Raw genomic sequence first — 13,086 nt, forward strand, 5'->3', positions numbered from 1 at the left:
CACCGCGGCCGTCATGCCGTGGTGGGGGTGAAGCGGATGCGGATGCGGTCGTAGGCCCGGGCGAAGGTCGCCGGCAGGATCCGGGGCTCGGCCGGGTCGACCAGCTCCCAGTCCGGCATCCGGCGCAGCAGCTCCTCGAACATCACGCGGATCTCGAGCCGGGCGACGTGCGCGCCGAGGCAGACGTGCGTCCCGAAGCCGAAGGCCACGTGCCGGTTGCCGGGCCGGGTCACGTCGAGCACGTCGGGGTCGTCGAACGCGCGCGGGTCGCGGTTCGCGGCCGGGTACAGCAGCAGCAGCTCGTCACCGGCGCGGATCCGTTGCCCGTGCAGCTCGCGGTCGACCGTCGCGGTGCGGCTCATGTTGAGCACCGGGGAGACCCAGCGGATGAACTCCTCGACCGCGGTGTCCTGCAGCAGCTCCGGCCGCTCGGCGAGCAGCCGCCGCTGGTCGGGCCGGAGCGCGAGCTCGCGGATCATCGTCCCGATGACCGTGCGGGTGGTCTCCGCGCCGCCGTTGAGGACGAGGATCGTCTCGTCGAGCACCCGCTTGGTGTCCCAGCCCTCGGCGTGCACCCACAGGGAGATCAGGTCGTCCCGGGGGTCGGCCCGGCGCTGTTCCACCAGCGCCCGCGTGACCTCGAAGAAGTCGGTCAGCACCGGCACCAGGCCGGGGTGGGAGACGTGCGGTGGGCCGGTGGGCGAGGTCTGCCCGGCCAGGTGCATGACCTGCTCCGACCAGTGCCGGACCTTCTCCCACTGCTCACGCGGATAGCCGAGCAGGTCCCCGATGAGGATCGCCGGCAGCCGTGACGCGATCGCCTCGATCGCCTCGCACTCCCCCAGCGGCGCCACGGCGTCCAGGATCTCGGTGACGATCTCGCGGACGTGCTGCTCGTGGCTGCGCACGGCACGCGGCGTGAACCGCGGGACCACGAGGCCGCGCTGCTGCTGGTGGTCGGGGTCGTCGAGGTTGATCATCGAGACGTCGGCGCGGAGGTCGACGTGCGGCCGCGAGCCCCGGAACGACGAGAAGTGCTCCGTGTCCTTCTCGACCAGCCGGACGTCGTCGTAGCGCGAGATCACCCACAGCTGCTGGACCGCGTCCCAGTACACGGGCGCCTCGTCGCGGAGCCAGCGGTAGGCGTCCCACGGGTCGACGTAGAAGTCGGGATCGAGCACGTTCACGACCGGATCGACGGCCACCTGGGACATGCGCGACCTCGTTCCCATAGGACTTGACGTCGACGTCGACTATAACGATGCGGTGACCTCGGAGGAAGCAGTTCCGGGGCCTACCGAGGGAGCGGACATGGCAGGCGACGTCGACGGTCCGGCGGTCCTCGTCACCGGAGGGGGAACCGGCATCGGTGCCGGGATCACCGCCCGGCTGGCGCGGGACGGTGCGTGGGTCACCATCTGCGGGCGGACCGGGTCGTCCCTGCGCGACACCGCGGAGGCGGTCAACGCGGAGGTGGGCCGCGACGCGGTGCGCTGGCAGGTCGCCGACGTGACCGTCCCCGAGGACGTCGCCCGCGTGGTCGCCGACGCCGCGGCCTGGCAGGGTCGGCTCGACGGGGTCGTGGCCAACGCCGGCGGCGGCGCACCGCTGGCTCCCCTGCACCTGCAGGACGTGGCGAACTTCGAGCGCGTGCTCCGGCTCAACGTCATCGGCACGCTGCTGCTCGCGCAGTCGGCCGTCCCGGTGTTCGCCCGCGCCGGCGGCGGCTCCTTCGTGGCGATCTCCTCGGTCGCCGGCAACCTCACGCACCCGTTCTTCGGCGCCTACCCCGTGGCCAAGGCGGCCGTCGAGGAACTCGTCCGCAACGCCGCCGACGAGTACGGCGCGGCGAACATCCGCTTCAACGCCGTCCGCCCCGGACTCACGCTGACCGAGAGCATGGCCTTCCTGGCGCCCGGGTCGCCGACCTACCGCAGCTACGACGACAACACCCCGCTCGGCGGTCCCCAGGACGTCGACGCCGTCGCCCGGGTGGTGGCCTTCCTGCTGTCGCCCGGTGCGAGCCGGATGACGGGCCAGATCGTCGACGTCGACGGCGGCCAGCACCTGCGGCGGGGGCCCGACTACTGGCCCATGGTCGAGCCCCGCGTGGGCAGCCGCGACGTCGCGCTCGGCCGCTCCGACCCGCCGGCCCGGGACTGAGGTCCGGCCTCAGGCGAGGCCGGGGAGCGCCGTCCCGACCGGGACGGTGATGGTGCGCGACTCCTGGTAGGCGGCCAGGCCCTCCGGTCCCAGCTCCCGGCCGAGGCCGGACTGCTTGACCCCGCCGAACGGCGCCGCGGGGTCCAGCGACAGCCCGTTGACCGAGTACGTCCCGGTGCGGACCCGGCGGGCGATCTCGACGCCGTGGGCGACGTCGGGCGTCCAGACCGTCCCGTGCAGGCCGAAGTCGCTGTCGTTGGCGATCGCGACCGCGTCGTCCTCGTCGTCGTAGGGCAGGAGCGCCACCACCGGCCCGAAGATCTCCTCCTGCGCGATGCGCATGCCGGGCGTGACGTCGCGGAACACCGTGGGCGCGACGTACCACCCGCGGTCCAGGCCCTCGGGCACCCCGCCCCCGGTGACCACGACGGCCCCCTCCGCGCGCCCGATCTCGATGTAGCCGAGGATCCGGTCGCGCTGCCGCTCGGAGATGACGGGGCCGATGAAGGTGGCGGGGTCGGCCGGGTCGCCCACCGGCAGCTTCTCGACGGCCGCCGCGAAGAGCTCCACGGCCTCGTCGTAGCGGTCGCGCGGAACCAGCACGCGCGACTGGGCGATGCAGAACTGCCCGCTCAGCGACATCGTCACCCCGACGAGCCGCGGCATGGTCGTCGTGAGGTCGGCGTCGGCCAGCACGATCGCGGCCGACTTGCCGCCGAGCTCCAGCGTCACCCGCTTGAGCTGCGCGGCGGCCAGCCCGGCGATGCGCTTGCCGACCGCGGTGCTCCCGGTGAAGGCGACCTTGTCGACGTCGGCATGGGTGACGAGGCGCTCGCTCGACTCGGGGCCGGCGGCGAGCACGTTGAGCACCCCGGCCGGCACGCCGGCCGCATGCGCGGCCTCGGCGAGCAGGTAGGCGTTGAGCGGCGTCTCCGGTGCGGCCTTGAGCACCAGCGTGCAGCCCGCCGCCATCGCCGGCGCCACCTTCATCATCGTGAGGAAGAACGGCACGTTCCACGGCACGACCGCGGCGACGACGCCGACGGGGTCCGTGCGCACCAGCGCCGGGGAGTACCGGCCCGCCCGCGGGGTCTCCGTCTCCAGCGACGCGGCCACCTCGGCGTAGTAGCGCAGCACGTCGAGCGCGTTGTCGACCTGGCCCGGCCCGATCAGCATCGCCGGGGTGCCGTTCTCGGCCATGATCGTGCGCGCCATCTCGTCGGAACGCGCCGACAGCTCGGTGAGCAGGGCCTGCATGACCTCGGCGCGCTCGGCAGGGGCCATGGCCGGCCACGGACCGGTGTCGAACGCGCGCCGCGCGGCAGCGACCGCCGCATCGACGTCGGCGGCGCCGGCGTCCGGAACGCGCCCCACGGGCTCCCCCGTCGCCGGGGAACGGACCACGATCTCCCGCTCGGAGGTCGAGGGCGTCCATGTCCCGCCGATGTAGACGTCCGTCCTGGTGGTCACGGTGCTCCTCGTCAGTCGAACCGGATGACGCCGCGGATGTTCCGGCCGGCGTGCATGTCCTCGTAGCCCTGGGCCACCTGGTCCAGGGTGTAGGTGGTGGTGATCAGCTCGTCGAGCCGGAGCCGGCCGGAGCGGTAGAGCTCCACCTGCAGCGGCACGTCGACGGTGGCCGAGCAGCCGCCGAACAGCGACCCCTGGATCCGCTTCTGGAAGAGGGTCAGCTGCCACAGCGGTATCGAGGCGTGCTCGGCGACGTTCCCGATGCCGGTGACCACGAGCGTCCCGCCCTTGCGGATCGAGGCGAAGCCCTCGGCCACGTGCTCGCCGGTCGTGACGCCGACGGCCACGATCGTGGAGTCCGCGCCCTGGCCGTCGGTGGACGACCGGGCCAGCTCGGCCGCCTCGGCGATGGTGGCCACCGCATGCGTGGCGCCGAGCCGCGAGGCCACCTCGCGCTTGAACGGCACCGGGTCGACCGCGATGACGGCGCCCGCCCCGGCGCAGGCCGCACCCTGGACGGCGTTGACGCCGATCCCGCCCACGCCCATCACGATCACCGTGTCGCCGACGCGGACGCCGGCGGAGTTCACCGCGGAGCCCCAGCCGGTGCCGACGGCGCAGCCCAGCAGGCACACCTTGTCCAGCGGGGCGTCGTCGGGCACCTTCACGCAGCTGCGGGCGTCGACGAGCGTGTGCTCGGCGAAGGCGCCCAGACCCGAGTACTGCCCCACCCGGGCGCCGTCCAGGGACACCCGGAAGCTCGTCGGGTCCTCCGGCCGCGACCCCGTGAGGATCGTCGCCCCCAGCCGGCACAGGTTCTGCTGGCCCCGGGCGCAGAACCGGCACCTGCCACACGCCGGCATGAAGGAGAAGACGACGTGGTCCCCGGGAACGAGGTGCCGGACCCCGGAACCGACACGCTGCACGACGCCGGCTCCCTCGTGGCCGCCGATGACGGGGTAGACCTCCACGGGCATGTCGCCGGTGCAGATGTGGTCGTCGGAGTGGCACAGGCCCGCCGCGACCATCTGCACCAGCACCTCGTTGTCCCGGGGCTCGTCGTCGAGGTCGACGTCCACGACCTCGAACGTGCCGGGGGTACTCCGCAGGATCGCGGCACGCGTCTTCACAGGTTCGCCTCCGTGGGGGTCAGCGGGCTGTCTCCGATCGCCGCCATGACGTCGTTCGGCTGCCCGGGACGGCCGAGCGGGATCGAGTCCAGGAACGCGCGACGGGCCGAGGGGCCGGTGGGGGCGGCCATGGCCTCCCCGGGGTGGCGGCCGTAGCTCGACGTGAGGTTGACGATCGCTCCCCCGCCGCGTGCCAGCATCGCCTGCGCCTCGTGCTTGACGGCGAGGAAGACGCCGGTGAGGGACTCGTCCAGAACGGCCCGCCGGTCGGCCCGCGGATGCTGGTGCACCGGTGCGGCGGTCCCGATGCCGGCGGCGTTGACGCCGACGTCCAGCCCCCCGAACCGCTCGGTGGCCGTCCGGACCGCGCGCTCGACGTCCTCCTCCCGGGCGACGTCGACCACGGCGGCGACGCACCGCTCGGCGCCGGTGACCAGCGCGACCCGGCCCCCCAGCCGGTCGGTCACGAGCTTCCCCGGCGGCGGCCGTCGCCCGGACCCGACTCGCGGCAGGACGTCTCGTCCGACGTCACGGGGCACCTCCTCGCCGGCCTGCTGGGATGGCTGAAGTTCTACACTGACGTCGACGTCACATCCAGGGGTGGACCTGCCGGAACTGTTCGGCCCGTGCGCACCGATGCCGCTCCGGAGGAGCCATGGTCCCCGAGGTCCGCGCCCGGTTCGGTCGGTTCGGCGTCTGGCACATGGGCGCTCCGTCCCCCGAGCTCGCCCAGGTCCTCGAGCGGCTCGGCTACGGCGCGTTGTGGGTGGGCGGGTCACCGGCCGGCGACCTGCGGGCGGTCGAGGACCTCCTCGACGCCACGACGACGCTGACCCTCGCGACGGGGATCGTCAACGTCTGGGACACCGACGCCGGGGAGGTCGCGCGCTCGTTCGACCGGATCGAGTCCCGCCATCCCGGCCGCTTCGTGCTCGGCGTCGGCATTGGTCACCGCGAGGCGAATCGCGAGTACCGGTCGCCGTTCGAGACGCTGTCCTCCTACGTCGACTCGCTGCGCGCCTCGGGGGTGCCGGCCGACCGGCTCGTCCTCGCGGCCCTCGGGTCGAGGGCGCTGCGACTGGCCGCGGAGCGGAGCGCCGGCGCCCACCCGTACTTCGTGCCCATCGAGCACACGCGCGGCGCCCGGGACGTGGTGGGCCCCACGGCGCTGCTCGCGCCGGAGCACAAGGTCGTCGTCGACCCGGACCCCGAGCGCGCCCGCGCGGTCGCCCGGCGGCTCGTGACCGGGTACTCCCGGCTGGCGAACTACCGGAACAACCTGCGCCGCCTGGGCTGGTCGGAGGAGGACCTCGCTGCCGTCAGCGACGAACTCGTCGACGCGCTCGTGGCGCACGGCTCACCCGACGACGTCGCGCGGCGGCTGGCCGGCCACCTCGACGCGGGCGCCGACCACGTGGCGCTCCACCTCCTCACCCACGAGGGCGAGGACCCGCTGGACACGTACACGCTCCTGGCGGGCGCCCTGGGGCTCAGCCGCGGGTGACGACGGTCTCCGGGCGCTGCCGCGGCGCCCCCTGCTGGCGCGCGGCCGCGATGCCGGACCGCTTGCACGAGGAACGCGAGAGGCGGGCCGCCCCTCTCGGGCGACCCGCCTGCGTCCTGCGACATCACACTGTCGGGCTGACAGGATTTGAACCTGCGACCCCTTGACCCCCAGTCAAGTGCGCTACCAAGCTGCGCTACAGCCCGAGCGGCGGGTGGCTCGCACGCACCCGATCGCTGCCTGAGCAGGTTACCGCACGGGCTCCCCCGCTCCGCGCCGGGTCGGTGCCGCGACGGAGGCGGGTCGGTGCCGGGACTCGGGCGGGGTCAGCCGCCGACCGGGGTCTCCCGGAGCATCCCGACGCCGAGGATCTCGCGCAGTCGCGCGGCGAACGCCTCCGCGTCGGCCGGCTCCCCGTGACCGGTGTCGAGGAAGCTCCCGTGATCGCCGGGGAAGACCACGGCGGGCGTGCCCAGGGCGTCGGCGAGGCCCTCCCCGCCCCGGTGTGCCAGCTGCCCGGCCGACCCCGCCCCGACGGCCGGGACGATCCGCGTCGACGCCCGGCGCAGCGCGTCCAGGTCGAGCTCGTACACGGGGTTGGTGCTCATGTTCTGGCCGAGCAGGACGTCGTCGCGCGATCCGTCGTCCTCCGTCGGCAGGCCGAACATCGCCGGGTCGGCCGGGTGCTCGGCGAAGTCGGCAGGGATCGGCCCGGCGTGCATGACCAGCCGGATGAACTCGGCCATGCCGGCGCCGAACCCGGCCCGCCGATAGGTCTCGGCCACGTGCCGCCAGGCGGCCTCGGCCTCGGCGCGGTCCGGCAGCAGCGGCAGCGAGGGCGGCTCGTGGGCGACCAGGGTGCGGACCAGCTCCGGGCGCCGGGAGACCAGCACGAGGGCGTTCACCGCTCCCCCGCTGGTGGCCATCATGTCGACCGGCCCGCCGCCCGCGGCCCCGATCACCCGCGCGAGGTCGTCGGCGTGCTCCTCCGGCGAGGTCACCGGGGCCCCGTCGGTGCGGCGGCTGCGCTCGGCGCCGCGCGGGTCGTAGGTCACCACGGTGCGGTCGGGGAACCGCCCGGCGAGCGTGCCGAACCCGGACGCCGCCATCGGCGAGCCGAACAGGAGCAGCGGCGGCTCCGACGACGACCCGTCCCCGGGCCGGACGTCGTAGGTCAGCACCGCGCCCGGGACGTCGAGCGTGTGGGTCTGCACTGCGGTCATGGCTGCCTCCGGAGGTGCGTCGGTGGGTCTCGACGTACTCGACCCGCCCCGGAGGCAGAAGTCATCGCTGGCCGCCGGTGCCCTTCCGGCGCTCGCTCTCCCGGCCCTCGCGGACCTTCACCGAGATCTCGATCGGCGTTCCGTCGAAGCCCCACCGCTCGCGCAGCTTGCGCTCCAGGAACCGCCGGTAGCCGGCCTCCAGGAAGCCCGTGGAGAAGACGACGAACCGCGGCGGCCGGACGTCGGCCTGGGTCACGTACTTGATCTTCGGCGCGCGCCCGCCGCGGGCCGGTGGCGGCGTCTCCTGCACCAGCGTGCGGATGTACTGGTTCAGCTCGGCGGTCGGGATCCGGCTCTCCCACGAGGCCAGCGCGGCGCGCAGGTGGTCGGCGAGCTTGCCGACGCCGCGGCCCCCCTTGGCCGAGATGTTGACCCGGCTGGCCCACTTGATCCGGGCGAGGTCCCGATCCACCTCCCGCTCCAGCTGCATGTGCCGGTCCTCGTCGAGCAGGTCCCACTTGTTGATCGCGATGACCAGCGCCCGGCCGGCCTCGATGACCTGGGTGATGACCCGCTGGTCCTGCTCGCTGATCACCTCGTCGGCCGCGAGCAGCACGACGGCGACCTCGGCGGCCTGGATCGCGGCCTCGGTGCGCAGGCTGGCGTAGTACTCCATGCCGCTGGCGGTGTTGACCTTCCGGCGCAGCCCGGCGGTGTCGACGAACCGCCAGTCCTCGCCGCCGAGGGTGATGATCGAGTCGACCGGGTCGACGGTCGTGCCGGCCACCGAGTCGACGACCGACCGCTCCTCCTTGGCCAGCCGGTTGAGCAGGCTGGACTTGCCCACGTTCGGCCGCCCGACCAGGGCCACCCGGCGCGGGCCGGTCTCGCCCTCCTGCTCGCGCGGCGCCTCCGGCATCGAGTCGAGGATGAGGTCCAGCAGGTCGCCGGCGCCGCGGCCGTGCAGCGCGCTGATCGGCTGCGGCTCCCCCAGCCCGAGCGACCACAGCTCGGACGCACCGGCCTCGCTGCGCTCGTCGTCGACCTTGTTGGCCACGAGGATCACCGGGCGGTCGCTGCGCCGCAGGATCCGGGCCGCGGCCAGATCGGTGTCGGTCGCGCCGACCTGGCTGTCGACGACGAGCACGATCACGTCGGCGGTCTTCATCGCGAACTCCGCCTGGCGGGTGATCGCGGCGCCCAGCCCCGCCGCCTTCGGGTCCCAGCCGCCGGTGTCGGTGACGGTGAACCGCCGGCCGTTCCACAGCGCCTCGTAGGAGATGCGGTCGCGGGTCACGCCCGGCACGTCCTGGACGACGGCCGCGCGGCGCCCCAGAACGCGGTTGACCAGCGTCGACTTGCCCACGTTCGGCCTGCCGACCACCGCGACGACCGGCAACGGGCCGGTGCCCTCTTCCGTCATCGTCGTGCTCCCAGGGATTCGTGCGCCAGCTCGACGACCCGGTCGACGACCTGGTCCCGGTCCAGCGCGGTGCTGTCGACGACGACCGCGTCCGCGGCCGGCCGCAGCGGGCTGTCCGCGCGGCTGCTGTCGTAGGTGTCGCGGCGGCGGAGGTCGGCGGCGATCGCGGCGATCTCCGCCACGTCGCGCACCCCCAGCTGCGCGGCCCGCCGCTGCGCGCGGGCCTCCGGCGCGGCGGTCAGGTAGATCTTGCAGGTCGCCCCGGGCAGGACGACGGTGCCGATGTCGCGCCCCTCGACGACGACGGCGTCGGCGGCCTCGACCAGCGCGCGCTGCTGGTCGACCAGCTGCCGGCGCACCGCGGGCACGGCGGACACCGCCGAGACCGCGCGGGTGACCTCGGCGCCGCGGATCCGCACCGCGACGTCGACGCCGTCCACGCGCACCAGCTCGACGTCGGCCGCCGTCCCCACCTCGATGCGCGCGCCCGCCACCACGGCCGCCACCGCCTCGGCGTCCTCCGGGTCGACCCCGGCGTCGAGCACGGCGACGGTGGCGGCCCGGTACATGGCACCGGTGTCGAGGTACGCGGCGCCCAGCCGGGCGGCCGCGGCGCGGGCGACGCTGGACTTGCCGGTGCCCGACGGCCCGTCGAGGGTCACCTGGCCGCGAAAGCCGGCCACCGGGTACTCGCTCACTGTGCGATGTCCCGTCGGAGCGCGACCGCCCCGCGCAGGTACACGTGGGCGATCTCCGAGCGGGGCACGTCGGTCTCGACGTGCGCCATCAGGCGCAGCACCCGCGGCAGGGCGTGCGGGACGTCGATCTCGCTGGCGCACATCAGCGGCACGTCGCCGAGGCCGAGCTCGCGCGCGGCCAGGGCGGGGAACTCCGACACCAGGTCCGGCGTGGCGGTGAACAGGATGCTGATCAGCTGCTCGGTGTCGAGGGCGTTGCGCTCGATCACCGTGCTCACCAGCTCGCGGGTCGCCGCCAGCACCTCGTCCCGGTCGTCGGCGTCGACCTGCGTCGCACCCCGGATGGCTCGGACGGCCATGCACACTCCTCATGTATCCACTGGCTCCCAGCGGACGGGGCCTCGTCGAGTCTAGTTAACGGACCTCCCTGCCCCCGTCCGATCGCAACCGGGACCGGGCCCTGCAGGCAGGCCGGGCGCGCTACAGCCCGACGAGCTCGTTGAGCTGGCCGACCTCGGCGCGGGTCAGCCGGCGGATCGACCCCAGGCGCATCCGGTCCAGCTTCACCGGGCCGATCGCGGTGCGGGTCAGTCGCGACACGGGCAGCCCGACGTGCGCCAGCAGCCGCCGGACGATGTGCTTGCGCCCCTCGTGCAGCACCACCTCGACGACCGACTGACCGGCGTGCGTGTCCACGAGCGTGAACGAGTGCACCCGCACCGGCCCGTCCTCGAGCTCGACGCCCTGGCGCAGCCGCCGGCCGAGGTCGCGCGGCACCGACCCCGACACCTGGGCCAGGTAGGTCTTCTTCACCTCGTAGGAGGGGTGGGCCAGCCGGTGGGCCAGCTCGCCGTCGTTGGTGACCAGGAGCAGCCCCTCGGTGTCCTGGTCGAGCCGGCCGACGTGCACCAGCCCCGGCGCGAGGTCGCCGACCATGTCGCCGACGGTGGGCCGGTTGCGGTCGTCGCTCATCGCGGTGATCACCCCGGCGGGCTTGTTCAGCGCGTAGGTGACGCGGTCGTCGCGCAGCTCCAGCCGGACGCCGTCGACGGAGATCTGGTCGGTGCCCGGGTGCACCCGCATGCCCTGCACCGCGACGACGGCGCCGTTCACGCTGATCCGGCCGGCGTCGATCATGTCCTCGCAGACGCGGCGGGAGCCGACGCCGGCGCGGGCCAGCACCTTCTGCAGCCGCTCCCCCTCGGGGTGCCCGGCCTCGGGCTCGGGAGCGCGCTCGGCCGGGTGGGCCGGGGCCAGCTCCATGTCCTCCGACCAGCCCTCTCCGCCCCGGGTCGTCGCGGACTCGTCGGGCTGGGGATCGGGGTTCTCGTCGGGCGGCGCGGTGTTCATCGCCCCCAGTCTCCCACCTCCGCGGCGGCCCCTCCGCCAGCGTGCGGGAGGATCGTCGCCATGCGGACGGAGCAGGTCATGGGGCTGGTGCTCGCGGCGATGGGCGTCGCGCTGGTGCTGCTGTCCCGCCGGCTGGTCTGGGAGCACTCCCCCGACAACCCCGCGGCCGTCCAGCGCGGTGCCGGTGCGGCGGGCGTCTGGTCCGACCGGGCGCGGAACTTCCACCTGTGGCGCGGCCGGATCGGTGGCGGCGTCTTCGTCGTCGTCGGCCTGCTGCTGGTGACCGGCGTCCTCCTCGGCGACTAGCCCCCCGGGGCAATTCCGCGCTTCCGCACCGGGGCAATTCCGCGCTTCCGCGCGGTGCAATTCCGCGCTTCTGCACGGTCAATTCCGCGCTTCCGCGCGGTGCAGAAGCGCGAAATTGCCCGGACGGGGGACGTCGCTCAGTGGGCGTCGGGGTGGTCCACCAGGAAGGACGCCGTCTCCGGCAGCAGCGGCCCGAGGCTGGGCAGGTCGGTCAGGCTCGCGAGCCCGAGCCGTTCGAGGAACAGCGGCGTCGTGCCGTACAGCCCGCCGCCGGAGTCCGGATCGCTGCCGACCTCGTGCACCAGGCCGCGGGCGAGCAGGGTCCGCATGACGCCGTCGACGCCGACCCCGCGGATCGCCGCGATCCGCGCCCGGGTGACCGGCTGGCGGTAGGCGATGACGGCGAGGGTCTCCAGCGCCGCCTGGGTGAGCCGGCTGCCGCGGCCGTGGCCGAGGTAGCGCTCGATCACCTCGGCGTGCTCGTCGCGGGTGTAGAGCCGCCACCCCTCCCCCACCCGGCGCAGCGTGATGCCGGCGCCACGGCGGTCGTAGTCCTCGGCCAGCTCGGCCAGCGCCTCCCGGGCGCGGTCCGGCGGGCAGCGCAGCGATGCGGCGAGGGTGTCCTCGTCGACGGGGCTGTCCAGCACGAACAGCAGCGCCTCCAGGCCGGCGCGCAACGTGGTCGGGTCGACGTCGGCCAGTGGCTCGGGCTCCGGCTCGGACTCGGGCTTGGGCTCGGGCTCCGCGGGCCCCGGCGGCGGCAGCTCGACCTCGGCGACCGGCACCGGGGCGGGCTCGTCGTCCGGGACGGCCGGCCGCTCGGCGACCCGCGCGGCCAGCTCCGCGGCGACGGCGTCCCAGACGGCGGGGTCGTCGTCGCGGTCGGCGGCCTCCTCGCGGGTCGCGGCCAGCTCGGCGGCCAGCGCGTCCCACGAGATCGGCCGGGACTCCTCGTCGCTCACCGGTACTCCTCCTCCACGGCCGCCGCGTCGGCGTCGCCGTCGGCCCCGTCGCCGTCCGCCCCGCCGTCCGCCCCGTCGCCGGCCGCGGGCAGCGGCCCGGCGGTCCACCGGACGTGCAGCTCCCCGAGCGGGGTGAGCTGGTCGAACACGACGCGCTGCTGACGGTAGAGCTCGAGCAGGGCGAGGAACCGGGCGACCACCTCGAGGGTGTGCTCGCAGTCGGCGGTCAGGGTCCGGAAGCTGATGGTCCCGGCCTCGGCCAGCCGGCCGCGCACCACGAGCAGCTGCTCGGCGACGCTGACGGCGGGGGCGTGCAGGTGGCTGACGCTCACCGTCGGCGGCAGCTTCGGCGCCAGCACCCGGGTGGCCAGGGCGGCGAACTGCTCCGGGGTGACGCCGAGCAGCACCTCGGGGATCTGCTCGGCAAACCGCGGATCGGGCCCGGCGTCGCGGCCGTAGCGCAGGGCGGCGCCGCCCTCGCGCTCGCGCAGGAACGCCGCGGCCTGCTTGTAGGCGCGGTACTGCAGCAGGCGGGCGAAGAGCAGGTCGCGGGCCTCGAGCAGCTCGAGGTCGTCCTCGTCCTCCACCTCGGCGGCCGGCAGCAGCCGGGCCGCCTTGAGGTCGAGCAGCGTGGCGGCGACGACCAGGAACTCGCTGGCCTGGTCGAGGTCGAGCTCGTCGCCGAGGGCCCGCAGGTGGGCGATGAACTCGTCGGTGACCTGCGAGAGCGCGATCTCGGTGACGTCGAGCTTGTGCTTGCCGATCAGCTGCAGCAGGAGGTCGAAGGGCCCCTCGAAGTTGACCAGCCGGACGGTGAAGCGCCCGTCCGCCCGAGCCTCGGTCACGACCCCCAGCCT

General features: G+C 74.3%; 14 protein-coding genes and 1 tRNA gene. 3 read left to right on the forward strand and 12 right to left on the reverse strand.

Annotated features, from left to right (window positions below; all coding sequences use genetic code 11):
- Nucleotides 1–11 precede the first annotated feature (11 nt).
- Entirely contained in the window at nucleotides 12–1,214 is a 1,203-nt protein-coding gene (locus tag BMY88_RS10425) for a cytochrome P450 (protein WP_091942795.1), read from the reverse strand.
- A gap of 97 nt (nucleotides 1,215–1,311) precedes the next feature.
- Between BMY88_RS10425 and BMY88_RS10430 the strand changes: the two genes are divergently transcribed.
- Nucleotides 1,312–2,163 carry an SDR family oxidoreductase gene (locus BMY88_RS10430; RefSeq protein ID WP_091942797.1) on the forward strand — a complete coding sequence of 284 codons (852 nt, stop codon included), beginning with the start codon at nucleotides 1,312–1,314 and terminating at the stop codon, nucleotides 2,161–2,163.
- 9 nt (nucleotides 2,164–2,172) lie between these two features.
- Here the strand turns inward: BMY88_RS10430 and BMY88_RS10435 are convergent, their stop codons facing one another.
- Genes BMY88_RS10435 through BMY88_RS23815 form a run of 3 tightly spaced genes read right to left on the reverse strand, consistent with a single transcriptional unit; the run spans nucleotide 2,173 to nucleotide 5,230 of the window.
- A complete protein-coding gene (locus tag BMY88_RS10435; RefSeq protein WP_091942799.1) occupies nucleotides 2,173–3,633 on the reverse strand; it encodes an aldehyde dehydrogenase in 1,461 nt (486 codons plus the stop codon).
- Nucleotides 3,634–3,644: 11 nt separating this feature from the next.
- Nucleotides 3,645–4,763 (reverse strand): NDMA-dependent alcohol dehydrogenase, encoded by a 1,119-nt coding sequence (locus BMY88_RS10440; RefSeq protein ID WP_091942801.1) that lies wholly within the window; start codon nucleotides 4,761–4,763, stop codon nucleotides 3,645–3,647.
- The gene (locus BMY88_RS23815) at nucleotides 4,760–5,230 is read right to left on the reverse strand and encodes an SDR family NAD(P)-dependent oxidoreductase (RefSeq protein ID WP_170861053.1); all 471 of its coding nucleotides are present in this window, start codon (nucleotides 5,228–5,230) and stop codon (nucleotides 4,760–4,762) included. The genes BMY88_RS10440 and BMY88_RS23815 overlap by 4 nt, the downstream gene beginning before the upstream one ends.
- Before the next feature lie 188 nt (nucleotides 5,231–5,418).
- On the opposite strand from BMY88_RS23815, the gene BMY88_RS10450 reads away from it, so the two are divergent.
- Nucleotides 5,419–6,267, forward strand: coding sequence for a TIGR03620 family F420-dependent LLM class oxidoreductase (locus BMY88_RS10450; RefSeq protein WP_091942803.1), 849 nt, complete (start codon nucleotides 5,419–5,421; stop codon nucleotides 6,265–6,267).
- Between the two features lie 132 nt (nucleotides 6,268–6,399).
- Here BMY88_RS10450 and BMY88_RS10455 read toward each other — a convergent pair.
- From BMY88_RS10455 to BMY88_RS10480, 6 genes are all read right to left on the reverse strand, one after another.
- Nucleotides 6,400–6,473, reverse strand: a tRNA-Pro gene (locus BMY88_RS10455).
- Between the two features lie 120 nt (nucleotides 6,474–6,593).
- A complete protein-coding gene (locus BMY88_RS10460) occupies nucleotides 6,594–7,490 on the reverse strand; it encodes an alpha/beta fold hydrolase (protein ID WP_091942805.1) in 897 nt (298 codons plus the stop codon).
- Nucleotides 7,491–7,551: 61 nt separating this feature from the next.
- A complete protein-coding gene (der, locus tag BMY88_RS10465) occupies nucleotides 7,552–8,913 on the reverse strand; it encodes a ribosome biogenesis GTPase Der (RefSeq protein ID WP_091942807.1) in 1,362 nt (453 codons plus the stop codon).
- Nucleotides 8,910–9,611 carry a (d)CMP kinase gene (gene cmk / locus BMY88_RS10470; protein WP_244524578.1) on the reverse strand — a complete coding sequence of 234 codons (702 nt, stop codon included), beginning with the start codon at nucleotides 9,609–9,611 and terminating at the stop codon, nucleotides 8,910–8,912. Before cmk ends, der begins: the two co-directional genes overlap by 4 nt.
- On the reverse strand, nucleotides 9,608–9,970 hold the full coding sequence (gene aroH / locus BMY88_RS10475) for a chorismate mutase (RefSeq protein WP_091942809.1): 363 nt from the start codon (nucleotides 9,968–9,970) through the stop codon (nucleotides 9,608–9,610). Before aroH ends, cmk begins: the two co-directional genes overlap by 4 nt.
- A 121-nt stretch (nucleotides 9,971–10,091) precedes the next feature.
- Nucleotides 10,092–10,961, reverse strand: coding sequence for a pseudouridine synthase (locus tag BMY88_RS10480; RefSeq protein WP_091942811.1), 870 nt, complete (start codon nucleotides 10,959–10,961; stop codon nucleotides 10,092–10,094).
- Between the two features lie 60 nt (nucleotides 10,962–11,021).
- On the opposite strand from BMY88_RS10480, the gene BMY88_RS10485 reads away from it, so the two are divergent.
- A complete protein-coding gene (locus BMY88_RS10485; protein ID WP_091942813.1) occupies nucleotides 11,022–11,267 on the forward strand; it encodes a hypothetical protein in 246 nt (81 codons plus the stop codon).
- 137 nt (nucleotides 11,268–11,404) lie between these two features.
- Here the strand turns inward: BMY88_RS10485 and scpB are convergent, their stop codons facing one another.
- Both scpB and BMY88_RS10495 read right to left on the reverse strand, forming a co-directional pair.
- Complete coding sequence (gene scpB, locus BMY88_RS10490) at nucleotides 11,405–12,229, reverse strand: SMC-Scp complex subunit ScpB (RefSeq protein ID WP_091942815.1); 825 nt, start codon at nucleotides 12,227–12,229, stop codon at nucleotides 11,405–11,407.
- Complete coding sequence (locus BMY88_RS10495; protein WP_244524579.1) at nucleotides 12,226–13,074, reverse strand: segregation and condensation protein A; 849 nt, start codon at nucleotides 13,072–13,074, stop codon at nucleotides 12,226–12,228. Before BMY88_RS10495 ends, scpB begins: the two co-directional genes overlap by 4 nt.
- Nucleotides 13,075–13,086: the final 12 nt, after the last annotated feature.

It is taken from the genome of Trujillonella endophytica (assembly GCF_900110555.1).
Classification (GTDB): domain Bacteria; phylum Actinomycetota; class Actinomycetes; order Mycobacteriales; family Geodermatophilaceae; genus Trujillonella; species Trujillonella endophytica.